Source organism: Exiguobacterium sp. s125, from assembly GCF_018618605.1.
GTDB lineage: Bacteria > Bacillota > Bacilli > Exiguobacteriales > Exiguobacteriaceae > Exiguobacterium_A > Exiguobacterium_A oxidotolerans.
This window is the reverse complement of record NZ_JACSMI010000003.1, coordinates 154,036-179,489: the sequence shown is the minus strand read 5'-3', so window position 1 is coordinate 179,489 and position 25,454 is coordinate 154,036. Positions and strand designations below refer to the sequence as shown.

Annotated in this window: 25 protein-coding genes and 2 riboswitches; of the genes, 16 read left to right on the top strand and 9 right to left on the bottom strand. The window is 46.3% G+C overall.

The genetic code is table 11. The annotated features are described in order from the left end of the window. Positions 1-64: 64 nt before the first annotated feature. Positions 65-240: riboswitch (Lysine riboswitch) on the bottom strand. Positions 241-349: 109 nt separating this feature from the next. Then, positions 350-2,158: a type I phosphomannose isomerase catalytic subunit gene (locus KNQ05_RS10575; RefSeq protein ID WP_214805348.1), complete on the bottom strand. Its 1,809-nt coding sequence runs from the start codon at positions 2,156-2,158 to the stop codon at positions 350-352. A gap of 150 nt (positions 2,159-2,308) precedes the next feature. Here KNQ05_RS10575 and KNQ05_RS10570 point away from each other — a divergent pair, with 150 nt between their 5' ends. The 5 genes from KNQ05_RS10570 (at position 2,309) to KNQ05_RS10550 (ending at position 6,554) form a co-directional block, all read left to right on the top strand. Further along, on the top strand, positions 2,309-2,605 hold the full coding sequence (locus KNQ05_RS10570) for a PTS sugar transporter subunit IIB (protein ID WP_088838250.1): 297 nt from the start codon (positions 2,309-2,311) through the stop codon (positions 2,603-2,605). A 4-nt stretch (positions 2,606-2,609) separates the two neighbouring features. Further along, complete coding sequence (locus KNQ05_RS10565) at positions 2,610-2,939, top strand: PTS sugar transporter subunit IIA (RefSeq protein WP_214805347.1); 330 nt, start codon at positions 2,610-2,612, stop codon at positions 2,937-2,939. A 14-nt stretch (positions 2,940-2,953) separates the two neighbouring features. After that, positions 2,954-4,291: a PTS cellobiose transporter subunit IIC gene (gene celB / locus KNQ05_RS10560; protein ID WP_088838248.1), complete on the top strand. Its 1,338-nt coding sequence runs from the start codon at positions 2,954-2,956 to the stop codon at positions 4,289-4,291. Positions 4,292-4,321: 30 nt separating this feature from the next. Next, complete coding sequence (locus KNQ05_RS10555) at positions 4,322-5,743, top strand: glycoside hydrolase family 1 protein (RefSeq protein WP_214805345.1); 1,422 nt, start codon at positions 4,322-4,324, stop codon at positions 5,741-5,743. A gap of 82 nt (positions 5,744-5,825) precedes the next feature. Next, positions 5,826-6,554, top strand: a complete 729-nt coding sequence (locus tag KNQ05_RS10550) for a GntR family transcriptional regulator (RefSeq protein ID WP_088838246.1) — start codon at positions 5,826-5,828, stop codon at positions 6,552-6,554. 54 nt (positions 6,555-6,608) lie between these two features. On the opposite strand, the gene KNQ05_RS10545 is transcribed toward KNQ05_RS10550, so the two are convergent. After that, complete coding sequence (locus KNQ05_RS10545) at positions 6,609-7,355, bottom strand: uracil-DNA glycosylase family protein (protein ID WP_214805343.1); 747 nt, start codon at positions 7,353-7,355, stop codon at positions 6,609-6,611. Positions 7,356-7,516: 161 nt separating this feature from the next. Continuing rightward, the gene (locus KNQ05_RS10540; RefSeq protein ID WP_029332105.1) at positions 7,517-7,846 is read right to left on the bottom strand and encodes a heme oxygenase; all 330 of its coding nucleotides are present in this window, start codon (positions 7,844-7,846) and stop codon (positions 7,517-7,519) included. 84 nt (positions 7,847-7,930) lie between these two features. On the opposite strand from KNQ05_RS10540, the gene KNQ05_RS10535 reads away from it, so the two are divergent. The 5 genes from KNQ05_RS10535 to KNQ05_RS10515 all read left to right on the top strand — a co-directional run bounded on the left by KNQ05_RS10535 (position 7,931) and on the right by KNQ05_RS10515 (position 13,075). Beyond that, on the top strand, positions 7,931-8,563 hold the full coding sequence (locus tag KNQ05_RS10535; protein WP_214766294.1) for a methyltransferase: 633 nt from the start codon (positions 7,931-7,933) through the stop codon (positions 8,561-8,563). Between the two features lie 42 nt (positions 8,564-8,605). After that, the gene (locus tag KNQ05_RS10530; protein ID WP_214770251.1) at positions 8,606-9,487 is read left to right on the top strand and encodes an ABC transporter ATP-binding protein; all 882 of its coding nucleotides are present in this window, start codon (positions 8,606-8,608) and stop codon (positions 9,485-9,487) included. Next, entirely contained in the window at positions 9,484-10,287 is an 804-nt protein-coding gene (locus tag KNQ05_RS10525; protein WP_214805341.1) for an ABC transporter permease subunit, read from the top strand. The genes KNQ05_RS10530 and KNQ05_RS10525 overlap by 4 nt, the downstream gene beginning before the upstream one ends. Positions 10,288-10,432: 145 nt before the next feature. Beyond that, on the top strand, positions 10,433-11,506 hold the full coding sequence (gene rlmN / locus KNQ05_RS10520; protein WP_088838241.1) for a dual-specificity RNA methyltransferase RlmN: 1,074 nt from the start codon (positions 10,433-10,435) through the stop codon (positions 11,504-11,506). A gap of 123 nt (positions 11,507-11,629) precedes the next feature. Beyond that, complete coding sequence (locus KNQ05_RS10515) at positions 11,630-13,075, top strand: DEAD/DEAH box helicase (RefSeq protein WP_214770247.1); 1,446 nt, start codon at positions 11,630-11,632, stop codon at positions 13,073-13,075. A gap of 34 nt (positions 13,076-13,109) precedes the next feature. Here the strand turns inward: KNQ05_RS10515 and KNQ05_RS10510 are convergent, their stop codons facing one another. The 5 genes from KNQ05_RS10510 to KNQ05_RS10490 form a co-directional block, all read right to left on the bottom strand. Further along, positions 13,110-14,432 (bottom strand): NAD(P)/FAD-dependent oxidoreductase, encoded by a 1,323-nt coding sequence (locus tag KNQ05_RS10510; RefSeq protein ID WP_214805339.1) that lies wholly within the window; start codon positions 14,430-14,432, stop codon positions 13,110-13,112. A 569-nt stretch (positions 14,433-15,001) separates the two neighbouring features. Then, positions 15,002-15,637 (bottom strand): nitroreductase family protein, encoded by a 636-nt coding sequence (locus KNQ05_RS10505; protein ID WP_214805337.1) that lies wholly within the window; start codon positions 15,635-15,637, stop codon positions 15,002-15,004. Positions 15,638-15,690: 53 nt separating this feature from the next. Continuing rightward, the gene (locus KNQ05_RS10500; RefSeq protein ID WP_088838238.1) at positions 15,691-16,326 is read right to left on the bottom strand and encodes a nitroreductase family protein; all 636 of its coding nucleotides are present in this window, start codon (positions 16,324-16,326) and stop codon (positions 15,691-15,693) included. Positions 16,327-16,343: 17 nt separating this feature from the next. Then, on the bottom strand, positions 16,344-16,793 hold the full coding sequence (locus tag KNQ05_RS10495) for a MarR family winged helix-turn-helix transcriptional regulator (protein ID WP_239456778.1): 450 nt from the start codon (positions 16,791-16,793) through the stop codon (positions 16,344-16,346). A 156-nt stretch (positions 16,794-16,949) separates the two neighbouring features. After that, positions 16,950-17,618: a YczE/YyaS/YitT family protein gene (locus KNQ05_RS10490; RefSeq protein WP_214770241.1), complete on the bottom strand. Its 669-nt coding sequence runs from the start codon at positions 17,616-17,618 to the stop codon at positions 16,950-16,952. 158 nt (positions 17,619-17,776) lie between these two features. On the opposite strand from KNQ05_RS10490, the gene KNQ05_RS10485 reads away from it, so the two are divergent. From KNQ05_RS10485 to KNQ05_RS10460, 6 genes are all read left to right on the top strand, one after another. Continuing rightward, complete coding sequence (locus tag KNQ05_RS10485; RefSeq protein WP_088838235.1) at positions 17,777-18,556, top strand: DUF817 domain-containing protein; 780 nt, start codon at positions 17,777-17,779, stop codon at positions 18,554-18,556. A gap of 92 nt (positions 18,557-18,648) precedes the next feature. Further along, the gene (locus KNQ05_RS10480; RefSeq protein ID WP_214805335.1) at positions 18,649-19,917 is read left to right on the top strand and encodes a DUF2325 domain-containing protein; all 1,269 of its coding nucleotides are present in this window, start codon (positions 18,649-18,651) and stop codon (positions 19,915-19,917) included. A gap of 67 nt (positions 19,918-19,984) precedes the next feature. Beyond that, a complete protein-coding gene (locus KNQ05_RS10475) occupies positions 19,985-20,659 on the top strand; it encodes a DUF975 family protein (RefSeq protein WP_088838233.1) in 675 nt (224 codons plus the stop codon). 191 nt (positions 20,660-20,850) lie between these two features. Further along, positions 20,851-20,955: riboswitch (SAM riboswitch) on the top strand. A gap of 72 nt (positions 20,956-21,027) precedes the next feature. Then, positions 21,028-22,086, top strand: a complete 1,059-nt coding sequence (locus tag KNQ05_RS10470) for an LLM class flavin-dependent oxidoreductase (protein ID WP_214766310.1) — start codon at positions 21,028-21,030, stop codon at positions 22,084-22,086. After that, positions 22,083-23,030, top strand: coding sequence for an ATP-grasp domain-containing protein (locus KNQ05_RS10465; RefSeq protein WP_088838231.1), 948 nt, complete (start codon positions 22,083-22,085; stop codon positions 23,028-23,030). Before KNQ05_RS10470 ends, KNQ05_RS10465 begins: the two co-directional genes overlap by 4 nt. 104 nt (positions 23,031-23,134) lie before the next feature. After that, a complete protein-coding gene (locus tag KNQ05_RS10460; protein WP_088838230.1) occupies positions 23,135-23,593 on the top strand; it encodes an SRPBCC family protein in 459 nt (152 codons plus the stop codon). Between the two features lie 129 nt (positions 23,594-23,722). Here KNQ05_RS10460 and KNQ05_RS10455 read toward each other — a convergent pair whose 3' ends face one another. Beyond that, positions 23,723-25,345: an ABC-F family ATP-binding cassette domain-containing protein gene (locus KNQ05_RS10455; RefSeq protein ID WP_088838229.1), complete on the bottom strand. Its 1,623-nt coding sequence runs from the start codon at positions 25,343-25,345 to the stop codon at positions 23,723-23,725. Between the last annotated feature and the right edge of the window lie 109 nt (positions 25,346-25,454).

Sequence of the window (25,454 nt, the reverse complement as noted above, 5' to 3'; positions counted from 1 at the left end):
GCATATAAAAAAGCAAGGGCACCGGCAACAAAGCCGACACCCTTGCTGGATGCGTCTTTCTTAGCCGAATTGGAGCGCTCCATACAAAACACGTATGGCAATCGAACGGGTATTTCCCAATTCGACCAGTACCATCAAGTCAGACACTTGACGATACTTCGGCAGCATTACCTTTCCTTGATCGTCCTCGTTGTCATCCTCAGATCAAATACTCATTAAGACCGCGCCTCTACCTCATCGATAGAATAGTCATATTCTTTTAATAAGAAAACCTTATCATATTTCAGAAAAAAGTTTCAAGTCTGTTTTTAAAAAAAGTAGTAAAGTCTGTTCAAAAGGAACAATGAAGTTATTCGGCGTTCATCCGATTTAAATGGGCAGCACCGATGACACCGGCATTTCCTTCCAATGCAGCTAAGCGAATGATTGTTTTTTGACGTAACGTCGGGTAGAGACGGGCATTGACGGCTTGTAAGAGCTCTTCCCAAAATAAATCGGCGGAAGCCGTAACACCGCCACCGATGATGACGGCTTCCGGATCAAGTGTGTGAATGATGTTCGCTACGCCTGTTGCTAAATGATTTACGAAACGAAGCCTTTCCTGTGTATTGCCAAGAAGTTGTGCAATAGAAGATTCATTTAATGAATCAGCCCGCGTCTGAAGAGCCGTACCGCTTGCTAATCCTTCGAGTGAGCCTTTGTTCAAGACGTGATGTTCCGGTCCAGAAGCATCGATGATCGTATTTCCGATTTCACCAGCATATCCGTGTGCGCCTCGAATCAACGTCTTTTGATAGACATATCCACCACCGATTCCTGTACTGACTGTCATGTAATAGATGGATGTATAGTCTTGTCCTGCCCCGAACAATGCTTCGCCGAGCGCGGCGGCATTTGCATCATTTTCAAGGGAAACCGGGATGTTGAAGAACTCTTCTAACGGGCGAACTAAATTTACATCGTCCCAACCCGGCAGGTTCGGAGGTGACAATAGCCGACCCGTTGCTGCATCAAGCGGACCAGGCGCTGCGATACCAATTCGTTCGACTTCAAATTCTTCAAGTAGCTTTTGGATGGCTTGTCTTAAATGTTTAATTGTATAGTCCGGGCCAGCAGCCGCCTCTGTCAAAAATCGATATTGTTTTACGACATGGTGCTGATTGATTGCGGCAACACGCGTGTGAGTCCCACCAAGATCAATTCCGATGAGAAGTCGTTGTTTCGGTGTTGGATTTGGACCAGTCAATAGAAGTTTCCCCTTTCCAGAAACGGTACAAGTTACTTTTGCCGGAATCAGAACCGTGTCTCCGGCGGTATAACGCAATTGGTTGATGATCAGCGTGCCACTGATGATAGTGATGACTTGGAAGGAAGTTCGTGGTGCAATCGTAATCATGTCATGGATGGCCCATTCCTCGACAAAAAAATAGGCGTTGGTTGTCAGTAATCTTGAACAAAAAGAGGTCGGTACATAAGGCTCCTCGTACTGGAAATGAGGAAATTGAATGACTTCGAGTGCTTCTTTAAGGTGGAGTTGACGCGGTTTGTTGGTCGAATGGTCAATTCGATCGTAATCGTACAACCGATACGTGGTATCAGAATTCTGCTGGATTTCGATGACAAGACACCCTTCGGTTAAAGCATGAACAGTACCTGCTGGAACGTAAAAAAAATCGCCGGGTGAAACAGGCAAATTAATCAAGCCGGAAGTTAAATCGTCTTCACGGACAGCGCGCAACAAATCAGCTTTTGTTTTGAAGTCATGCCCATAAATAATGGTGGCGTCTGCCGGACAATCGACGATATACCAACATTCATTTTTCCCGTAAGGCTGTCCTTCTAGGCGACAGGCGTCATGATTGTCAGGATGGACTTGAACGGACAAATCATCCGCAGCGTCAATCCACTTAATGAGTAAAGGAAAAGCTTCCGTTGTGTCCATCCCGAAAATTTCAGGGTGATTTGACCATAAATCCCGTAGTGCATCACCGGAAAAACGTCCGGCATTCACCTTGGTTTGCCCGTTTTGGTGATCAGCCAAGGTCCAAGCTTCACCGATGTTTTGTTTGCCTAACGTATCAAATCCATATGCACCAAGCTTACATCCACCCCATATCCGCTCCTGTAAAATCGGCTCAAAACAAATCAGTTCTTCCATGATTGTTCCTCCTCCAAGTTGTTTTCGATTACAACACTACACTTTTTAAAAATAAAAATAAACAAAATAAAAATCAAGTATAGACATGAATGTTAAAATCCGTATAATCAAAGTTGTAAGCGATTCCAAAACGCGGGAGGAATGGTTGAAATGAAAAAAATCATGTTGGCGTGTAGTTCAGGAATGTCGACGAGTATTCTCGTCACTAAGATGCAGGAACATGCCCAATCACTTGGTGAAGAGGCGACAATTTGGGCAGTCGGTCAAGACCAGGCTTTAAAAGAAATGGATGGAGCAGATGTTGTATTGATTGGTCCACAAATGCGCTTTTTATTATCAAAATTTCAACAAGCGACAGATAAACCAGTAGAAGTCATCGATATGATGGCGTACGGAATGGCCGACGGAAAAGCGGCCTATGAACAAGCCGTTAAGTTGATGGGGTGAAGAAATGAAAACAAATGAACAGACGATGGAACAAGTAGCATTCATGATGATTTTGCATAGTGGAAATGCGCGAAGTACGATTCGTGAAGCAATCGAAGTGTACAAGGAAGAATCATTTGAGGCATTTGAGCGGTTATTAACAGATGCCCGAGAACAGTTGAAAGAAGCGCACCAGATTCATTTCGGTCAAGTCCAAAAAGAAGCGAGCGGTGAGCCGACGACATTGTCTTTACTGCTTTTGCATGCAGAAGATCATTTGATGTCGACACAAACGATGCTTGATTTGACGTCAGGATTAGTTGAAATGATGGAACATAAATTTTCTCAAAAATAAGAGGAGGGATTGAAATGGCTGGTAATAGTAAGTGGTTCGATTTGTTGAGTCGTTTTCTGATGCCGATTGCGGCATATTTAAACAATAGCCGCTATCTTCAGACGTTACGTGACGCGTTCATGCTCGCTTTTCCGATTACGATGTTCGGTTCATTAATCGTTGTTATTGCGAATTTACCATTCTTAGATAAATTTATGTCGCCTGGAGTATTGGATGCTTTTAAAACTTCATTAGGAAACGCCCCCTCGGCGACGATGGGAATCATGTCACTATTCGTCGTCTTCGGTATCGGATATTATCTTTCGAAAAGCTATGATGTAGAAGCTGTTTTTGGTGGTGTAATCGCCCTTGTTTCTTTTTTACTTTTAACACCTTTCTTTGTAGCAGTCGAAAATGTTGCTGATCCTGTCGGAAATGTCATTCCACTTGACCGTCTCGGTGCAAAAGGCATGTTCCTTGCAATGATGACAGGGTTCTTAGCAGGAGAAATTTATCGATTTGTCGTTCAAAAAAACTGGACGATTAAAATGCCGGCTGGTGTGCCGACTGCTGTGGCTAAGTCATTTTCAGCTCTTGTGCCTGCACTTTTGACACTTTCCATTTTCCTTGGCATTAACATCGCTATCACCTCGCTTTTAGACACGAATCTCCACGATTTAATCTTTAATTTAGTTCAAAAACCACTCGTGAATCTTGGGAACGGTTTGGTTCCGACATTAATCGCGATCTTTTTTGTTCAATTGTTTTGGTTTTTCGGCCTGCATGGTCAAGTTATCGTCAATTCGGTCATGGATCCGATCTGGAACACTTTGTCACTTGAAAACTTAAACGCCTATACGGCGAATGGAGAACTCCCGAATATCATCAGTAAACAATTCATTGAAATTTATACAGTTGGAATTGGTGGTTCCGGTTCGACACTGGCTGTCGTCGTCGCAATCCTCCTTTTCATGCGCTCAAAACAGTTGAAGCAAATCGGTAAGTTATCGATCGGACCCGGAATCTTTAACGTCAATGAACCAATCATTTTCGGGTTACCAATCGTCATGAACCCCCTCATCATGATTCCCTGGATTTTTGCACCGTTGATTACCGTAACCGTTACTTATTTTGCGATGTCGACAGGAATCGTTCCGCCGCCAACAGGAGTTGCTGTGCCTTGGACGGTGCCGATGTTTATCAGTGGCATGATGGCAACGAATTCACTGGCGGGCGGATTGTTACAACTCGTCAACTTCGCCATTATCATGGCAGTGTGGTTCCCATTCCTAGTCTTCATTGACCGCTTGAATATGAAAAAAGAACGAGAAGAAGCGAATGTTGCCGGAGATGAAAATCAACATGTAGGTTGAATTCAAAAATAGAGATAGGACGTGGATGAGATGAATCAAACGGAAGTTACGACGGCAAAAGAACAAAAGTATACATTCCCTGCAGATTTTTGGTGGGGAACAGCAGCTTCAGCGACACAAACGGAAGGGGCAGCATTTGAGGGGGGAAAAGGACCGAACATTTGGGATCATTGGTACGAACAAGAACCGAATCGCTTTTTCGATGGTGTAAATGCAACGGTAGCCTCTGATTTTTATTATCGTTATGAAGAAGATATTGCGTTGATGAAAGAACTCGGACACAACTCGTTTCGAATCTCGATTTCCTGGTCACGTCTTTTTCCTGAGGGGCAGGGGGAAATGAATCCGATTGCCATTGATTTCTATAATCGTGTGATTGACGAATTGATTGCAGCGGACATCGAACCGTTCGTAAATCTATATCACTTTGATATGCCGCTTGCACTGCAAAACATCGGTGGCTGGGAAAGTCGTGCCGTCGTCACCGCCTATACAGAATATGCTAAAACGTGCTTTTCACTATTCGGAGATCGTGTCAGTAAATGGTTTACGCATAATGAGCCAATCGTCCCGGTAGAAGGTGGCTATTTATACGACTTCCACTACCCGAACGTTGTTGATTTCAAGCGTGCCGTTCAAGTGGCCTATCATTCGATTTTATCGAGTGCACTTGCAATACAGGCCTATAAAGAAACAGAGCAGACGGGTGAAATTGGCATCATCTTGAATTTAACGCCATCTTATCCTCGAAGCCAAAATGCTGGGGATGTGAAAGCGGCCCAAGTAGCCGACGTATTGTTCAATCGTTCCTTCTTGGATCCTTCCGTACTCGGAACGTTCCCGGCCGAATTGGTCGATTTATTGGAACAACAAGGTGCTTTGCCCGAGGTCGTTCAAGGTGACCTGGAACTCATCGCGAAAAATACCGTTGATTTACTCGGAATTAATTACTATCAACCACGACGCATCAAAGTAAAAGAGCACCTTCCGCATCCAGATGCACCTTTCATGCCGGAGCATCTGTTCGATTATTACGAGATGCCGGGAAGAAAAATGAATCCATATCGTGGCTGGGAAATCTACGAAAAGGGAATTTACGATATTTTGACGAACCTGCGAGAGAATTACGGGAACATCAAGTGTTTTGTTTCTGAAAATGGAATGGGTGTAGAAGGGGAGGAACGTTACCGGGACGAGGACGGCAGTGTTCAGGACGATTATCGCATCGATTTCATCGCCTCTCACTTGCAATGGATGCATCGTGCGCTGAAGGAAGGATCAAACGTCAAAGGTTATCACTTATGGACGTTCATGGATAACTGGTCTTGGAGCAATGCCTATAAAAACCGTTACGGTTTTGTCGGACTCGATCTCGCGACCCAAAAACGAACGGTCAAGAAAAGCGGCCATTGGTTCAAACAAGTGATTGAAGAGCAAGGATTTACGAAATAATTGAAAAGATGATTAGGATGTCTAGTCCTGATCATCTTTTTTTGTTATATTATTTTTATATGTCTATACATGGGGTGAAGTCATGTCTATAAAGAAACAACCGAAATATGAGAAAATTGCTGATGAACTTCGCAAACGAATCCTAAATGGGGGATATGATGTCGATCAGGCGATGCCGGACGAAATCAACTTAGCAGAAGAATTCGAAGTCAGCCGGATGACGATGAAGAGAGCACTTGAGATTCTCGTCTTAGAAGGAATTATTTACCGACAACGGGGACAAGGGACGTTTATTTTACCATCGAATTTTTCACAAGGACGTATTAACGTTCTGAACAAAGAATCGCAAGGATTGACCAAATTGCTTGGGGAACGGGCTGTTAAAAGCGAAGTACTTCAATTTGAGGTGCGCTTTCCGGAGAAGGAAGTCGCACGACATTTGATGATTGAGCAAACGGATCCGGTCTATGAAATTAGACGTGTCCGCTACGTCGAAGGAGAGGCTTACGTGATTGAGCATACATTTATGCCTTCCTCCTTGATTACAGGTTTAACGAAGGCGATTCTCGATCAATCGATTTACCGCTATATTCAAGAAGAACTTGGTTATACGATTACGAGCTCGCACAAAATGATCCGTGCAGATAAACCGAATGAATGGGATCAAAAATATCTTGGAAATCTCGAAACCGATCCTGTCATCGAAGTGGAACAAGTCGTTTTTTTAGGGAACGGAAAACCATTTGAATATTCATTTTCGCGGCACCGGTATGACAAATTCGTGTTCACATCTGTACATATCGGTCGATAAGAAGTCCCTGACGTCTCAGCGCGAAGCTGGTACGGCAGGGACTCTTTTTTTGATTTAATCCGAACGCGTGAAGTAGTGAATCAATTGTTGGTTGAGGTAGGAACGGTTGTCTTCGAATTGACGTTTACGATGGCCATTGGCACCAGAGGGGTGAGGAAAACCCGATAAAAGAAAATGTTTTCGAATCCGTCCTTGATGAAGTAAGGTCCGGACCGTCGCCTCAACGATTCGGCCGAGCGGAATAATCAGGGCAGGTTCATTTAATTGATTCAATTCTGCTGCGAAGTGTTCATACGCATAGTGTCGGAGTAAAGGGATACGATCTATCTTCGGTTGATGACCACTGTAGTTTTTCCCGCGATAGAAAACAGGATGTTTTAAGATGGAGGTCGCATGGAGTAATTCCTGGTGTTCATTAAATAAAGTAGCGGTCGTCGGAATCGACAGCATTGTCGCAAAATCAAGTTCGTCCAGCATCGTTACGAGATTTCGACGCATCACACCGGAAAAGCTAGCTGAATAATTGGCGTTTTTTGCCGCTTCCTCTAACGAAACACCATGGTGTAAGGCATCGGCCATCTCTTCGAACGCGATTCGCATCTGTTCAAGTCCTGGCGTAATTCCGACGATAATGACTTTTGCGAAAGGATTGATGTAGTCACCGATTGGGGAATAATAGACCGATAACTCATGTTCCGTTTGCAATAAAAAATCTTCTGTACAAATATCTTCTCGTGTCAACGACCGGTCGACAGGCAAATCTCGAATGACTTGTTCAAAAATCGTTAAGGAATCAATCATAATATGTCCTCTCTCTCTAGTATTGGACATATAATAACAATAAATGGAACGATATACAATTTAACCCTTGTTAAATATTGTGCGAGGTTAATTGCAAAATAACGTTTGAAAAATTAAATCCCCGAATCGATTTAAGGATTCGGGGATTTAAGTCGTGTCGATTAACGTGTACTTTCTTTTACAGAAGCGACTTCATAGGTGATGATTTCACTGCCGAGCATCGGTGACTCCTGTGCCTCGCCTTCTTGCTGCGCAGGACGCTTATGCGATTCCTTGAAGTCATCACTGTTCCGCCATGCTTCGAAGTGCTTCATGTCTTCCCAGTACATGTTGACGTTCATTTCGTCATGTTCTTCGATATTTTGCGTTAAGAGAACTTCGACACGAATGAATCCGTCCATCGAGTCGAGACCACTCGGGCGTGTGAAGCGAGGTGCTAGTGCAGCAGCCATCCCTTTTTTGACTTTAATCCGGTTCGTTACGACGATCATAAAAACATCCCCTTTTATCGAATTACGTACCTCTTTAGTATAGTACGATGGAGAAAACAATGCTTGAAAGAAGGAAGTTGAACTATGAATGAACAAGAATATGAAACGCGGCTCCACATTAAAACGATTGATGTCCAGCACCTCTACAATGCCTTCAGTCACTATAACCGTTATGAACCGACCCCATATGCAGCCCTGGATGAGCTATGCGCGGTCTATCCGTTTCATCCTGAGGATACGGTGATTGATTTTGGGTGCGGGAAGGGACGACTGAACTTTTATCTTCACGATCGGTTTGACTGTTCCGTCATCGGAATCGAGATGAACGGTCAGTTTTATGAGGATGCACTGACGAATCAGATGAATTACTTAAAAAAAGTTAAAAAACGGCGCGGGAGTCTTCAATTTGAACATGTCTATGCAGAAAGTTATCCGATTCCGGTAGAAGCGACAAAATTTTATTTTTTTAACCCTTTTTCCGTTCAAATTTTTATCAAGGTCGTCAACCACATCTTACAGTCGGTCGAGCAGGCGCCACGGACCATCGATTTGATTCTTTATTATCCGGCAGATGAATACCGGTATTTTTTAGAGAACCAGACGGCGTTCGAACAAATCGAGGAAGTCCGGTTACGCGATTTATTCGAAAAAAATCATGATGAACGGTTTGTGATTTATCGATTCGCTACGTCCGACACGATGACAGAACGGGTATAACTAACTGTAGCCATTTCTTAAAAAAGAAATGAGGCGGTTGAAGTGATTCATCTCGAACATGTCACGAAAGCGTTCGCGTCGGGTAAAGGAATATTCGATGTCAGTTTTTCTGTCGAGCCGGGAATGGTCTTTGGTTTCATTGGTCCGAATGGGGCAGGGAAATCAACGGCACTTCGTCAATTGATGGGCTTGATTGCTGCTGACTCCGGTCATGCGACGATTGGTGGATTTGATTGCTGGGTTGAAACAAAAGAAGTGAAACGACTCGTCGGTTATCTGCCGGGAGAAATCAGTTTGCCGGGAGACTTTACGGGAGACCACATCTTACAGTTGATGCAACAATTGCATGGTGGGGACCGGAAGCGTCAAGCGGATTTACTTGAGCGCTTTCCGTTCGATCCGAAAACGAAGGTGCGGAAGATGTCTAAAGGTACAAAACAAAAACTCGCACTCGTCGGATGTTTCATGAAGGACGCACCGGTCTATCTCCTTGATGAACCGACGAGTGGACTCGATCCATTGATGCAGGAACGATTTCTGACGTGGTTAGAGGAAGAACGTCGCCTCGGAAAAGCAATCTTGATGAGTTCGCACCACTTCCCGGAGATGGAGAAGTCGTGCGACCGAGCAGCGTTGATAAAAAATGGACGAATCATCGTTGAATCCGATATCCATGAACTGATCCGGTCGAGCCGGAAACAGTATACGGTCGAATTCGGTCTTGCTGCACAGGCGGAACAATTTGCGATTCAAGTCGGGGCGACGCAAAAACAACAACGTGTCTCCTTTTTGACAAGTGACCAATTGACACTGAATCAAGTTCTCCGTCTTCTGACTGCGTACGATATTCGTTCGATTCAGACGACGGCTGATGATTTGGAGCATGTCTTTTTGCACTATTACGGGGAGGGTGACGAATCATGAGCGTGGTCGTCTGGTCTTTACTCAATCAGAACGTCAAACCGATCGTTGCCTATTCACTTGGTACCAGTTTGTACTTATTGTTGCTCGCCGCCTTGTATCCATCGATGATGAAGACCGGTCTGCTCGAGGCAAAACTCGAAGCTCTCCCAAAAGAATTGTTACAGGCATTCCAATATGACAAGGTGACGTTCAATAATCTGCTCGATCTCTTAGCCGGCAATTATTACGGCTTGATTTTTCAAGTTATTGCGACGTTTTATATGTTGTCCCTCGCGGCACGGTTACTTGCCCGTCCGATCGACAATGGCGAATTGATTTTATATCTAGCATCCCCGATCACGCGGATTCAATATACGGCAGCAGCGCTCATCGTCATGCTGATTGCGAGTACCTGTCTCATTCTATTGAATGGGCTCGTTTTACTGATGGCGGACTGGACGATGTCTGGTATCTCGATTGATGGTATGACTTTATTGCGACTGCAAGTCAATGCTTTGTTTTTGCTGTATGCGGTTGCTGGTTTCACGTTGTTTATCACGACACTCTTTGACGATGAGCGTCGTGCCTTTTCCGTCGCTGCCGGTGTCCTCGTCTTCTCGATTGTCTTGACGATTGGAGCGGGCTTAAGTGAAAAAACGGACTGGATGCGTTATGGATCGATCTTCAGTTTGTTTGATACGGGACGATTGCTGGCGGGGACAGAACATTTACTGTTGCACATCCTTCTACTTGTGCTAATCTGTCTGATGTTCAGTAGTTTTGCTTTTATCAGTTTTCGAAAACGGAATTTATCGATTTGAGGCATTTTTTTGACAAAACAAAGCGAAACAGCCTTTCGAAATCTACAGAAAGTGAACATTTAGGATTTGAACGTTGCGTAAGTGCCCGATTTTTACTAAGATAAAGGAATGTTATAGTTCTGGAAAAAGAAATGAGGTCTCACTAATGAATAAACCATCCATTTATGGATTAACAATTGAGCAGATGACAGACTGGTTATCGCATCAAGGTCACAAGCCGTTCCGTGCGAAGCAGGTTTGGGATTGGCTTTATCGTAAACGTGTCACTACTTTCGCTGAAATGACGAATGTCAACAAGGATTGCCTTGAGTTGTTAGATCAGAGTTTTGCGATTGGCTCGATGACAGAATCAGTTAAACAGGAATCAGCGGACGGAACAATCAAGTTCCTCTTCAAGTTGTATGACGGCAGTTTGATTGAAACAGTCCTCATGCGTCACAAATACGGACTCTCTGTCTGTGTGACGACACAAGTCGGTTGTAACATCGGCTGCAGCTTCTGCGCGAGTGGATTGATTAAGAAGAGCCGCGATTTGTCAGCTGGTGAAATCGTCGAACAAATCATGAACGTCCAACATCACCTCGATGCTGTCGGTAAAGAAGAACGTGTCAGCCACGTCGTCGTCATGGGTATCGGTGAGCCGTTTGATAACTTCGACAACATGGTCGACTTCTTGAACGTCATCAAAGATCACAACGGTCTTGCGATCGGTGCACGTCACATCACTGTTTCGACAAGTGGTCTTGCTGATAAAATCTACAAATTCGCAGATTTAAAACTTCAAGTGAACTTGGCGATTTCATTGCACGCACCAAACAACGAGTTGCGCACACAAATCATGAAAATCAACCGTGCGATTCCACTCGAAAAATTGATGCCTGCCATCGATTATTACGTGAAGACGACGAATCGTAAAATTACGATTGAGTACATCTTACTTCGTGGAGTCAATGACCAAAAAGCACAAGCAATCGAACTTGCGAAATTATTCGAAGACAAACGTCACTTGACGTATGTCAACTTGATTCCGTACAACCCGGTTGATGAGCATGGTCAATATCAACGGAGTACGTCAGAAGATATCTCGACATTCTACGATACGTTGAAAAAGAACGGTCTCAACTGTGGTGTTCGTCTCGAGCACGGGACAGACATCGATGCAGCATGTGGACAGTTACGTAGTAAACAAATCAAAAAAGATAAAGTCGCAGCAAAATAAGCAAGTGGAGCTTCCTGTCACTCTGACGGGAAGCTCTTTTGACGTCCTGCGGAAAGTAGCGCATAATGAGAGGTCATGAGATGTACGGTCAATTCGAAACTATATAATAAATGAGGGATTCACATGCCAAAAAAACCATTCACTGATTTTCAACTCAGTTCACCAATTTTAGAAGCGATTGAACAACTTGGTTACCATACGCCGACGGATGTCCAACAAGCCGTCATTCCGGTCGCCTTGTCTGAAAAAGATATCATCGTCAAATCACGCACAGGAAGCGGGAAAACGGCATCGTTCGGCATTCCACTCTGTGAACTCGTCGAGTGGGAAGAAAATAAACCACAAGCGCTAATTTTGACACCGACGCGTGAACTGGCGCTGCAAGTCACGGAAGACGTGATGAACATCGGGCGTTACAAGCGGATTAAAGCGACAGCCGTTTTCGGGAAACAGCCGTTCCGTGGTCAGGTCACGGAATTAAAACAGAAGACCCATATCGTCGTCGGAACACCAGGTCGTGTGCTCGATCACCTCGAGCGAGGGACACTTTCGCTTGAAAAGGTCAAATACCTTGTCCTGGATGAAGCGGATGAGATGCTGAACATGGGCTTCCTCGAGCAAGTCGATACGATTTTAAAACAACTGCCGACACAACGGACGACGATGTTGTTCTCAGCGACGTTCCCGCAAGACATTCACAAGCTGAGCGAACGTTACATGCAGTCGCCGAAAGAGGTCGAAATCACGACAAATGCAACCGAAATCGCTCAAATCGATCACAGTTATATTTCTGTAACCGATAAGACGAAATTTGCAATCCTGAAAGACGTCACGGTCGTCGAAAATCCGGACCGTTGTATGATTTTCTGCCGGACGAAAGAACATGTCGATTTTGTCGCCCAAGGACTGACGGCGATGGAGTATCCGGTCGAGAAAATTCACGGCGGGATGGAACAGGACGAGCGCCTTGCGGTCATGAAGGCATTCCGTGCAGGCGAATTCCGTTACTTGGTCGCGACAGACGTCGCAGCACGTGGAATTGACATCGAAAACATCACCCACGTCATCCAGTACGACATGCCGGTCGAAAAAGAAAGTTATGTGCACCGGACGGGTCGGACAGGGCGTGCGGGCGCAATGGGGAAAGCAATCAGCCTCGTGACGGAAGCGGATATGCGCCGTCTTCGTGAAGTCGAACAGTACCGTGGCGAAGCAATCGAAAAACGTCAAGCACCGACGGAACGTGAATTGATTCGGACGGCAGATGCGTTCGAAGAGAAAATCACGACGACGGATGTCCGCACATCAAAAACACAACAACTGAACGCTGACATCATGAAGCTCTATTTCAATGGCGGGAAGAAAAAGAAACTTCGGGCCGTTGATTTTGTCGGAACGATTGCGAAAATCGAAGGGATGACTGCTCAGGATATCGGGATCATCACGATTCAAGATACGGTAACGTATGTCGAGATTCTGAACGGTAAAGGGCCACTCGTCTTACGCGCGATGAAGACGACGAAGGTCAAAGGGAAACAACTGAAAGTATATGAAGCGTTTAAAAAATAAGAACTGAATGAAAAACAGCCGTTTTGAGAGAGCTTTACTCTCCCGAAACGGCTGTTTTTTGCTGTAAGACTTGTCCGAGGTGGAGACCGCTCGCCGCTGCTTGCGAAAGCGAATGGGTCGCGCCGGAACAATCCCCGATTGCATACAGTCCCGTGATGTCTGTTTCGAAGTCACGGGAGGTCGCGAGGACCGGAGCGTAAAACTTCCCGTCCATTCCGTAAAGCAATGTATCAGGGGAGAGCGGAGTTTCGAGCAAACGTCCGAGCCGCTCGAAAAATCCGAGTAACACGGCGAGATCGGTGTCCGGGACCTCGTCGAGCAGGTTTCCTGGTGTTGCTTCGAGCGTCGGGACGACTTGATTGTGAGCGATTCCGGTTGCTGTAGAAGCTACACCGGCAAGCAAGTCACCGAGACGTTGGACGACGATCCGGTCCGACCCCTGGTTGATTTGTCCGATGACTGAAGTCGCAAATTGATTCGCTGCGGTCAACGTATCGAAATAGCGTGGTAAAAACAACGTGAAGTTTAAATTTGCCGTCCCCGTCGTCTGTTCGCGGAAATTTTGTCCGTCCGGCATGACGAGACCTTCTTGATATTTGCGGATAATCCGACCGGTCGGATTCATGCAGTAGGTGACGGCCGTTCCAGCGTCAGATGCGTATGCCAGTTTCGTTTCGAACGTGTCCTGTAATACAGTCCGAAAAGGCGCTTCATCCATTTCAATCCGAATCCCGAGGTCGAGTCGTGTTTTCGATTGCACCAGACCGAGCTGCTTTAGCTGCTGGCGCATCCAGTCCGTTCCGGAACGTCCGGTCGCAAGCACGACTCGTCGGCTCGAGAACGTCTCTGACGCTGTTTTGAGTGTGAATGTAGTATCCGCTTGCTTCTGTATCTGTTCGACTTGAGTCGAAAAGCGGAACGTGACCGTCTGCATCAACATGTCCTCCAGTCGGGCGAGCACCTGTTTCGTAAGTGAAGTTCCGAGATGACGGACGGACGTCTCGATTGTATGTAAACCAGCGTCTTCAGCACGCGCCGCAAATGACGCATTATGAGTGGAATACAAAGGGACCTCCAGTGCTCCGTACTGACATAGGACGGCATCGACTTGTTGCATTAAGCGGAGTGTCGTTTCCGGACCTAACTTTTGTTCGAGTTCGCCCCCGAACTCTGTTGAATAATTGTATTTTCCTTCTGATTTACCGAGTCCGCCAAAGCCGAGGTAAGCGTCTGTCACGGTTCTTTCGGCTAACGGTTTTCCGGCGTCAATCACTAAGACGGATTGTCCGTCCTGTACGAGTTCGTGTGCCAGAAAAATTCCGGCGACACCTGCGCCGATGATCGTTACGTCATACACCTGCATCCGCTCCTTTTTCGTTCAGTATACAAAAGGATTGAGCCGAACTGAATTTAAATGCAGAGGAGGGACAGGAGATATAGCAAAAAGCACCCCGTTAAAACGAGGTGCTCAGCGTGTAGACAACGTGTTATCGGGAGATCAAGCGTCTTTTTTCGTTGCTTTCCTCCGTAGGAGTCAACGGAAACGATGCTTTTTTAGGTAGAGCACAGTCGTACAGCCGCTTTGAAGACGGGACAGGGAAGCGCAAACTGATTGCATCTCGATATAGCTTTTTAGATCCGATACGTACTCCAATCTTCCGTTGTGGTGTATTTTTTTATTTTATAAATAGGAAGTAAAGCTAAAAAAGCCTCGATTTCCGATCCAATCGCTTCCTAGTGGAAAGCAAACAGGAGCGACCCTGCAGCTTTGCTGAAGCGGCGCGATGTTTGCCACAGGAAGACGATTGGGAAGGAAAGAGAGAGCAAAAAAAGATGGAAAATCACATTTAAGTGACTTTCCATCTAGTTTGTCTACAGTCGGAGCACCCCGTTAAAACGAGGTGCTCTCTTCGTCGTGCGGATTGCTTATTTCCAATCTGTGATGTCGTTGATTGGAAGACGGACTGATGGATATCCTGCGTCAACGGCTTTCCCGATTGAAAGGAGCATGACAGGGAGGTAACGATCTTTATCCATGCCGAAAGCTTCAGCGATTTGATCTTTTTCGTATCCACCGATTGGGTTTGTATCGTAACCGTGCGCACGAGCGACGAGCATCAATTGCATCGAAACAAGACCGGAGTCGATCAAGATGCTGTCACGAAGTGTGTCTGTATCTTCTGGGCGGTAGAATCCTTTGATTGCTGGTACTTGGCGATCGCGGACTTCTTGCGGCATAAGCCCTTTTTCAACAGCCATGTCGTAGATTGTATCGATGCTATCAACCGCATTCATGTCGCCGAACACAGCGATGACAGCAGATGATGTCTCGACTTGGACTTGGTTGAACTTCGCGAGTGGAGCGAGTGTCGCTTTTCCTTCTTCGCTGTCGATGACGAGGAAACGCCATGGTTGCATGTTGACGGAAGACGGTGCGAGTGTTGCTTCTTCAAGAATTTGTGTCATTTCTTCTTTTGAGATTTTTACGTCCGTGTCGTAGTTGCGGATTGAGCGACGGCCTTTTACGATTTCCATAAAGTCAGTAGTTGTTTGAGTTGTCATAGTATTCAATCTCCCTTGTTGTGTTCTCTATTTTTTGATGAAGCGAATCGAACTTATTTCCAGTCTGCGATATCGTTGATTGGAAGACGGACTGATGGGTATCCTGCATCAACAGCTTTCCCGATTGAAAGGAGCATGACTGGTACATAACGATCTTTATCCATGCCGAAAGCTTCAGCGATTTGATCTTTTTCGTATCCACCGATCGGGTTCGTATCGTAACCGTGTGCGCGAGCGACGAGCATCAATTGCATGGAAGCAAGACCTGAGTCGATCAAGATGCTGTCTTTAAGTGCACTAGCAGGAACGTTTTCATACATACCTTTGATTGCCGGAACTTGACGATCGCGGACTTCTTGCGGCATAAGTCCTTGTGCGACGGCCGTATCGTAAATGTTTTCGAGTTGATCGATGGCGTTCATGTCACCGAAGACAGCGATGACAGCAGATGATGTCTCGACTTGGACTTGGTTGAACTTCGCGAGTGGAGCGAGCGTCGCTTTTCCTTCTTCGCTGTCGATGACGAGGAAACGCCATGGTTGCATGTTGACTGAAGACGGTGCGAGTGTTGCTTCTTCAAGAATTTGTGTCATTTCTTCTTTTGAGATTTTTACGTCCGTGTCGTAGTTGCGGATTGAACGACGGCCTTTTACGATTTCCATAAAGTCAGTAGATGTTTGTGTTGTCATGAGTAAGCTCTCCTTTTTTATCGTGCAGTAGTTTTAGGTAATGTTAACGCGTTATCTTCAATGCGCTGAATCATTTGTGCGAGTTGATCTTGTTCTTCTTCAGTAAAGCCGGTTAACAGACTTTCCAAGAAGTCATCTTTTTGCTGGCGCAATTGTGTGATACGCGTGGCACCCTCTGCAGTTAATGAGACGAGGATGACACGGTTATCGCTCTCAGAACGGACACGTTGAATCATTCCGTTCGTTTCGAGATGTTTTAAATGTCGCGTCACGGCAGCGTTGTCGACATTGACGCGTTGCTGCAATTCTTTTTGACTAATTGTCTTTCCGACCTCGAGTTGGGCTAGTAAGTCCATCCGAGTCTGACTGAAGCCATCTGTACATAAATCAAATTTTTGCGCAATCGTCTTATTGACCGAGACGAGCGCATAAATGAGGCGTCCTTTTTCCGTACAAGAAATACTCAAATCATCACATCCTTCCCTTCGTCCCAAGAAACCTTTGACGTATCAAAGATTGATATGTAAACGAATATAACGTGTATTTTTTACAGGTGCAACTAATCTGCTTCATCCACAAAAAAAAGATACCATTTCTTTCGAAACGATATCGAGTCAGGCGGCTCAGCTGATTTTTTGTTCGTTCGGTCGAACGACCCCAGCATCGATTGCGGCAATCATCCGGCGGAAATAGACTAACCAAAATTGAAGAAACGGTCCAATCAAAAAAATCGATAGAATCGTCCCGAAAAAGACGGGACCACCGAGTAACCAACCAAGACCACATGCCGTTATCTCCATGATTGTCCGCATCATCCGGATTGAGGTTCCGAAGCGTTCGGCTAACGTCAAGGTCAATCCGTCACGTGGACCGGCGCCGTATCCGACGGCGACGTATAGCCCTGCCCCCATGCCGATGATGAAAATACCGAAGATGAGCCATAAGGCGTTCAACCAGACAGTTGAGAACGACGGAAGCAGATGAGAACCAAGTACGAGGTTCATGAAGACACCGACGAAAATTGCATTGACGAGTGTCCCGACTTGCGGTCGAATCCGGTCGAGTAAGTATTTGACGAGGACGAGCAGCAGACCGACGAGAAGAATGACCGTCCCGACTGACAAAGGTGTTTTGTTTTGAAGACCGAGATGCAGGACATCCCAAGTCGAGACACCGAGGTTAGCGGTGATCATGATGGAGGAACCGACGGCGAGTAAAAAGAGACCGCTTAAAAATAAGAACCACTTCAACGTTGCGCGCAGCAACCAGGACGTATGGAAACGTTTGAACATCGTTGCGTGTCACCTCGATTCAATAAGATACGTATTCGTTAACTGTATCACGTTCGTGGACTAAAGCAGAAGCAACAAATTGTCGAATGTCCAACTTGAGAAGGAGGGAGGTACGGCGAACGTCTCGTATACTTAAAGAAAGAAGAGGAGGGACGTCGATGCGATTGATCCGCCATCTCATCCGTTTTACATATCTTGAAGCGCTCTGTTGTATCTTTCCAGTAGCCATCTTTGCTGCACTCGCCTTATCACGTTATTTGCCGAGTGAACCGATTGCCCGTTATGACATCCTGTTACTGTGGTGTCTGTTCGTCCAAGTCGCCTTACTCGTGACTCGTTATGAAACGAAAGAAGAGTTCAAGCTGATTCTTATTTTTCACGTCATCGGATTAGGACTTGAGCTGTTTAAAGTCCACGTCGGCTCGTGGAGTTATCCGGAAGACGCTGTTTCGAAAGTGTTTGGTGTTCCGCTCTACGCAGGTTTCATGTATGCCAGTGTCGCGAGTTACATCTGTCAGGCGTTTCGGCGACTTGATCTTCGGTTTACGTCCTTTCCACGTCCGACCCTCGCACTTGCTGTCGGGAGTTTGATTTACTTAAATTTTTTTACGCACCACTGGATGCTCGATTTACGGTGGTTCTTGATGGGACTCGTCATCGTCGTCTTCTTTAAATCGTGGGTCTACTTCCGACTAGAGGATACGGTTTACCGTCTCCCGCTTGTCTTATCATTTTTACTAATTGCCTGGTTCATTTGGCTGGCGGAAAACATCGTCACCTTTTTTAAGGGCTGGGTCTATCCGCATCAGCAAGAGGGCTGGGCACTTGTCGATTTTGGCAAATTATCGTCTTGGTTCTTACTCGTCATCATTACCGTCTTGATTGTCGTCGTCGAAAAATACCGAAGTGGCGACTCCGCAGTCGAAGTTAAATCGTAACCCGTAATAAAAAAATACCCGGTTGTTTTTTTACACGGGTGAAGCATCTTGACCTTGCTATAGTTGGAAAAAATAGCAAAGGGGTTTTTAACATGATGCATCACGTAATCGAACGAGCGAAGGAGTTAGTTACAAGCAAACTGAACATCGTCGAGACAGCAGACGACTGGGGTTTGTTACTTGAAGAAATCAACGGAATCGATGAATGGGTCCAGCTGTCGCAGTACTACGCGCCACGTCAAACAACGACGAAACTAGTAGAACGTCCGGAAACACCATCTAGCCTCCCGATCAAAATGATCCAGGAACGGAAGGAAGAAGTTGAACGGACTGTCGAACAACGGTATTCCTATACGTTCGAACGGCAATTAAAGGGCGGCTCGTTACGGGAATGGCCAAACAGTCATGTCTCAGAAACAGAAATCCGTGACTGGAACCTGGAGCATGGGATGGAAGTCCGTGTCCAAGTCCTACATCAAGATGAGCGCCGGACGTCGCTTGAAATCTTAGCCGTCGTCGCGACGGATCAAGTAAAACCACTTGCAGAGCGAATCGTTTTTGAAAAGTGTATCGTCAAGAACCATGGCATCATCGAAGCGACGATTGACGGTCCACTGCAAGATGAGACGGGAAAACCGTTCTATTACACGACACCACTCGAAGACATGCGGTTCTTCCAACTGAAAGCAGGTCAACTCGTCGACCTCGTCATGTGGAAAGGTCATCCGGAGACATTGACGATTGTCTGGAAACACGCATTTCATTATGAAGTACCGACCATGACGGAATTACCGGCACGCGACGTATCGAATGGTTCGCCCGAGTCCGCCACTGCGTCACCTGCAAACAAACAGGCGAAAACAGGACGCTACGACAAGATGATGCAACGGAAACCGAAGGCGAAGAAAGTCAAAAAAGAGCGGCGCCTCCGGGAAAAGAAAGTCCAGCAACTCGAACGTCTCGATACGACGACATTACCAGGTCAACCAATCGAATTCGTCGATAAAACGGCACTCGATTTTGCTTCCTACGACGGCATGCGTCTCGTCATCGTCGGTAATGAGCAACAGCGCGCCGTCTACCGCGACTTCTTTGCGGAGACGGGAGTCGAATTAATCCATCTTGGCGGTGATGCCCAAGCTGCGAAAAAAATTGCCTGTCTCGCGAAAAAGACAGATGCGATCGTCGTCATCAAAAGTCGCGTCTCCCACGCAGCAGCGGCACATGTCCTCGTGCAAGCAAAAAAGCACGATATTCCGTTTGCGATTGAACGACTCGATGGACGAAGCTCTTTGTATACGGCGTGCCAGCAACAACTTGAAAAAGCAATGGTCCAACGTTTACTAAAAGACGAGCGTTAAAAAGTGAAACCTCCTCAAAAATAAACCGTAAAGAAAGGTAGCACTTATTTTTGAGGAGGATCTTTCGATGTCAAAACAATTAAAATTAGCAGCGCGCGAGTCGTTGCAGGGACGATGGGGCTTCATGGCATTAATGATGTTGTTGTTCTTAATCATTCAAGGCGTTCCGAACGGATTTGCGTCCTCACCCGAAGAGGATTTCCAATTTATCGACTTGATTGGTATGCTCTTGACGGTGTTGACCTTACCGGTTGCAATGGGATGGTCATGGCTCGCCCTATCTGTCGCCCGAGACGAGCAGACGAAAGTCGCCGATTTGTTTGAGCCGTACAAAATGTTCTTGAAAGCCATTGGAGTGTCAATCGTCCAAACCTTTTTCTTAGGGCTATGGTTCTTACTTTTCATCATTCCAGGAATCATTAAGTCATTCTCTTACATGTTGACGTATTACATCATTCGGGACGAACCATCGATTGGCATCCTTGATGCCATTACGCGTTCACGCCAAATGATGGATGGACACAAAAAAGAGGCGTTTTTCCTCGTCCTTTCGTTCATCGGTTGGTTCTTGCTCGGAATTGTTACGATCGGAATCGGTTTCCTCTGGATTGGCCCGTACTTCAGCGTCACAATCGCGAAGTTCTACGATCGCGTGCGTGGGGAAGAAGTTTCGACGACTGGTCACCGGACAGCCATGATGGATGCAAATCACAATGACTCACCGTTCGTATCACCAGAATGAATTGATTTTGAACAGCACCATACAAAGCAGGGATTGCCATCTTAAACCGATGTGCAATTCCTGTTTTTAGCTTCTAGACAAAGAAGTATCAAGAAACAGAGTGATTTTCCAAATGTTTTTTTAATTCCGATAGGAAAAGAAGGTTTAAAGGTTGCTTTACTCTGCTAAAAGATGTACGCTAATTTCAATTATTCTTATCACGAGAAGTCGAGGGACTGGCCCGACGACACTTCAGCAACCCCGCATGAGCGGAAGGTGCTACTTCCAAGAGGAATTTATTCCTTTGAAGATAAGAGCCGACAGTAGACATTCGTCGCTCTTTTCTAAACGAAAAGAGCGATTTTTTATGCAAAAAGGGGGCACAGGGGATGGAATACGGATTTTGGTTACCAATCTTCGGGGGTTGGTTACGAAACGTCGAGGATGAACAAATGCCAGCGACATTCGATTATGCGAAACAAGTCGCACAGACGGCAGAACGGATTGGCTTTTCTACGACATTGATTGCAGAATTGAACTTAAACGACATTAAAGGAATAGCCGAACCGAGTCTTGAGGCGTGGACGACGGCAGCGGCGATTGCGGCGACAACGGAACGGTTGGAAATCATGACAGCCGTCCGGCCCGGTTTTCATAATCCGGCGACGACAGCAAAAATGGCGGCGAACCTCGATCAGTTGAGTAACGGACGTTTTACGCTCAACGTCGTCTCGGCCTGGTGGGAGGAAGAAGCCCGTCAATACAATGGGATTTTTACAGCCCATGACGAACGATATGCCCGGACGGAAGAATTCGTGACGGTCATGAAAGGATTATGGGCGGACGCATCACCCTATAGTTTTGATGGGGCGTACTATCAGCTGGAACGGGCAGAGCTTCACCCGAAACCCGTTCAGCGTCCCGGAATCAAGCTCTACGCTGGTGGTGAGAGTGAGACGGGGAAACAGACGATCGTCAATCACTGTGATGCCTATGTCATGCATGGAGGAACGGTCGATGAAGTCGCGACGAAAATTACGGATATGAAAACCCGCCGCGCGGCGACCGGGAAGCAGCCGCTTGCGAGTTTCGGACTGGCGGCCTACATCATCTGTCGCGAGACGGAAGAAGCGGCGCTCGAAGAATGGCACCGGATTACGAACGTTAAAGAAGACGGTGCCGGATATGCCGGGTATGACGACTTCGTCAGTAAATCGCAACTCGAACAACAGGTCAAACGAAATGACTATTCGGTCTCAAACCGGGGACTGCGTCCGAACTTGATTGGGACGCCGGATCAAATCGCAGAACGGATTCTTGAATTTGAAGCAGTCGGCGTGACATTGCTCTTGCTTCAATTTTCTCCGCAACTCGAAGAAATGGAACGCTTTGCCCGCGAGGTCATGCCACGCGTCGAAGCGAAACGAAAGGTAGGTCAACTAAAATGACGAAAATTCATATCTTACACGAAAATCAGGAATGGACGGATCATTTAATCAAGCGACTCGAGGAACTCAACTTACCGTATGAACAGTGGCACCTCAACGAAGGGGTCGTCCCACTCGATGAAACACCACCGGAAGGCGTTTTTTACAGCCGGATGAGTGCCTCGTCCCATACGCGCGGGCACCGCTATGCACCAGAATTGACGGAAGGGGTCCTCGCTTGGCTCGAAGAACATGACCGGACCGTTTTCAACGGAACCCGTGCGTTACGACTCGAGGTCAGTAAGGTCAACCAATACACCGCCTTACGAAAAGCAGGTATCCGTGTTCCGAAAACGACGGCAGCCGTCGGACGTGATCAAATCGTCCAAGCCGCTCAAAACATCGGAGTATCGTCGTTCATCACGAAACACAATCGTGCCGGTAAAGGACTCGGCGTTCAATTGTTCCACTCGATTGAAGCACTCGAGACGTATCTTGACGGACCGACATTCGATGAGCCGGTCGACGGCATCACGTTGATTCAAGAGTACATTCAAGCACCTGAACCCTACATTACGCGTTGTGAATTCGTCGGTGGTAAGTTCGTCTATGCGGTCCGTGTCGATACGTCGGAAGGATTCGAGCTCTGCCCCGCGGATGCTTGTGTCATCGATGATTTGTTCTGCCCGGTCGGAGAAGAGGCGGCAGAGACACCGATGAAATTCCAAATTGTCGACGGGTTCGATGACCCGATCATCGCCCAGTATGAAGCGTTCCTGCAAGAAAATAAAATCGCGGTCGCCGGGATTGAGTTCATCAAGGATGCAGACGGGACGATTTATACGTACGACGTCAATACGAATACGAATTACAATTCGGACGCTGAAGCGGCAGCTGGGAAGTTCGGGATGCTGGAACTCGCAACATTCCTTGGTCATGCGTTAGAACGTCAAACCGTGAAGTGAACATCAAAAACCACTTGAAGTAAGAAAAATACCCTGATTGTGCCGGAGTCGAGCGTTAGAACGACGGACATCAGGGTATTTTTAAACTAAAAGGAGGTGGTGTCATGGTGACGTGGCGTGAAGAAAAAGTACTTGCGATTCCAATCGAACAGGCGTGGCATCTGTTTGATCACGATCGACTGCAACGACTCATTCCGGGTGTCGTCCAGCATGAGGTGATTGAACGTAAGCCGGGCGTCGTCGGATCGACGTACCGGCAAACCTACATGCAAGGGAATCGTCTTGAAACCTACATCGTGACCGATCTCGCTTATACGAATGAACCGGACTATAAACAAAATACGATTGGTTTTACGTTAGCGAAGATGTTTCGCCTTGAGATGTCGTTTGCGCTGAAGCGAATTGATGCGACGAGCTGCCGTTTGATTTACACGGGGAAAAATGAAGGCGTCAACTTCGTCGGTCGCAGTCTCTTATCGTTAGGCGGAGAACGTGAAAACGAGAAAATCGTCAAAGGATTTCTCGAGCGGCTCGAAAAAGAAGTGAAGCAAATCCAAGAATAAAAAGGTACGCTTACTCTCGATTACTGCGAGAATAGGCGTACCTTTTTAAGTAAGGAAGATGATACTTAACAAAAAAATATAAACGTATTTACAAAAAACTGCCCCCGATTAACGAGGACAGTCGACAAATCAATGTGCGTATAACGCAGTCAATTGTTGTTGGATTGAATCGTTGTTGAGGTACTCATCGTACGTCGTTTCTTTATCGACGATTCCGTTTGGTGTGAGTTCGATGATCCGGTTCGCAATCGTTTCGACGAACTGATGGTCATGCGAGCTGAAGAGCATCGCACCTTTGTAAGCAATCAAGCCATCGTTGAGTGCTGTGATTGATTCGAGGTCTAAGTGATTCGTCGGATCGTCAAGGACGAGGACGTTTGAACCACTGAGCATCGCTTTCGATAACATACAACGGACTTTTTCTCCCCCAGAGAGGACTGACGCTTTTTTCATGACTTCTTCTCCGGAGAAGAGCATCCGACCGAGGAAACCACGGAGGAATGTGTCACTTTCATCAGCTGGTGAGTATTGGCGCAACCAATCGAGAATCGTTTTGTCAGACCCTTCGAAGAACTCCGAGTTGTCTTTTGGCAAATACGATTGTGACGTCGTAACACCCCATTTGAATGTCCCGCTGTCTGCTTCCATTTCACCCATTAAAATTTTAAACAGTGTTGTGATGGCGATATCGCTTTGGCTGATGAATGCCACTTTGTCTGTTTTATTTAATGAGAAACGGACGTTGTCGAGGACTTTGACGCCATCGATTGTCTTCGAGAGACCTTCAACCGTCAACAAATCGTTTCCGATTTCACGTTCCGGTGAGAAACCGACGAACGGATAGCGGCGTGATGACGGACGGATGTCGTCAAGTGTGATTTTATCGAGCAACTTCTTCCGTGACGTCGCTTGTTTCGCTTTTGAAGCGTTCGAGCTGAAGCGCGCGATGAAGGCTTGAAGTTCTTTAATTTTTTCTTCTTTTTTCTTGTTTTGGTCGCCAGCCATCCGTGAAGCGAGTTGGCTTGACTCATACCAGAAATCATAGTTCCCGATATAGAGTTGAATTTTCCCGTAGTCGAGATCGGCCATGTGCGTACAGACGTTGTTGAGGAAGTGACGGTCGTGGGAAATAACGATGACCGTGTTCTCAAACCCGATCAGGAATTCTTCGAGCCATTTGACGGCTTTCAAATCAAGACCATTGGTCGGCTCATCGAGTAACAGAATATCCGGCTTACCGAACAACGCTTGCGCGAGCAAGACTTTAACTTTTTCTCCACCTGTTAATTCAGCCATTGTTTTTGTGTGCAGGCTTTCTTTGATTCCGAGACCTTGAAGGAGCATCGCAGCTTCAGACTCAGCTTCCCAACCATTCATTTCTGCGAATTCTCCTTCGAGTTCAGCGGCACGCATGCCGTCTTCATCCGAGAAGTTTTCTTTCATATAAATTGCATCTTTTTCTTTCATGACTTCATACAGACGTTTGTGTCCCATCATGACGGTTTCGATGACTTGGAACTCTTCATATTCATAATGGTTCTGACGGAGTACGCCAAGACGCTCACCCGGTGTGATGATGACATCGCCTTGTTGTGCTTCGATGTCTCCTGCAAGAATTTTGAGGAAAGTCGATTTACCGGCGCCGTTCGCACCAATCAGACCGTAACAGTTACCTGGTGTGAACTTGATGTTGACGTCTTCGAATAATTTGCGGTCCGCAAAGCGGAGGCCGACGTTTTGTACTGTAATCATATAGAGATGAACCCTCGTTTCTAGTGTGTGATGTGCTGTTACGAGTGTACCACAAAATGATACGGCTCGTTTCAAGGACAAAGTTCTTTACATGTTAAGACAGATTCTA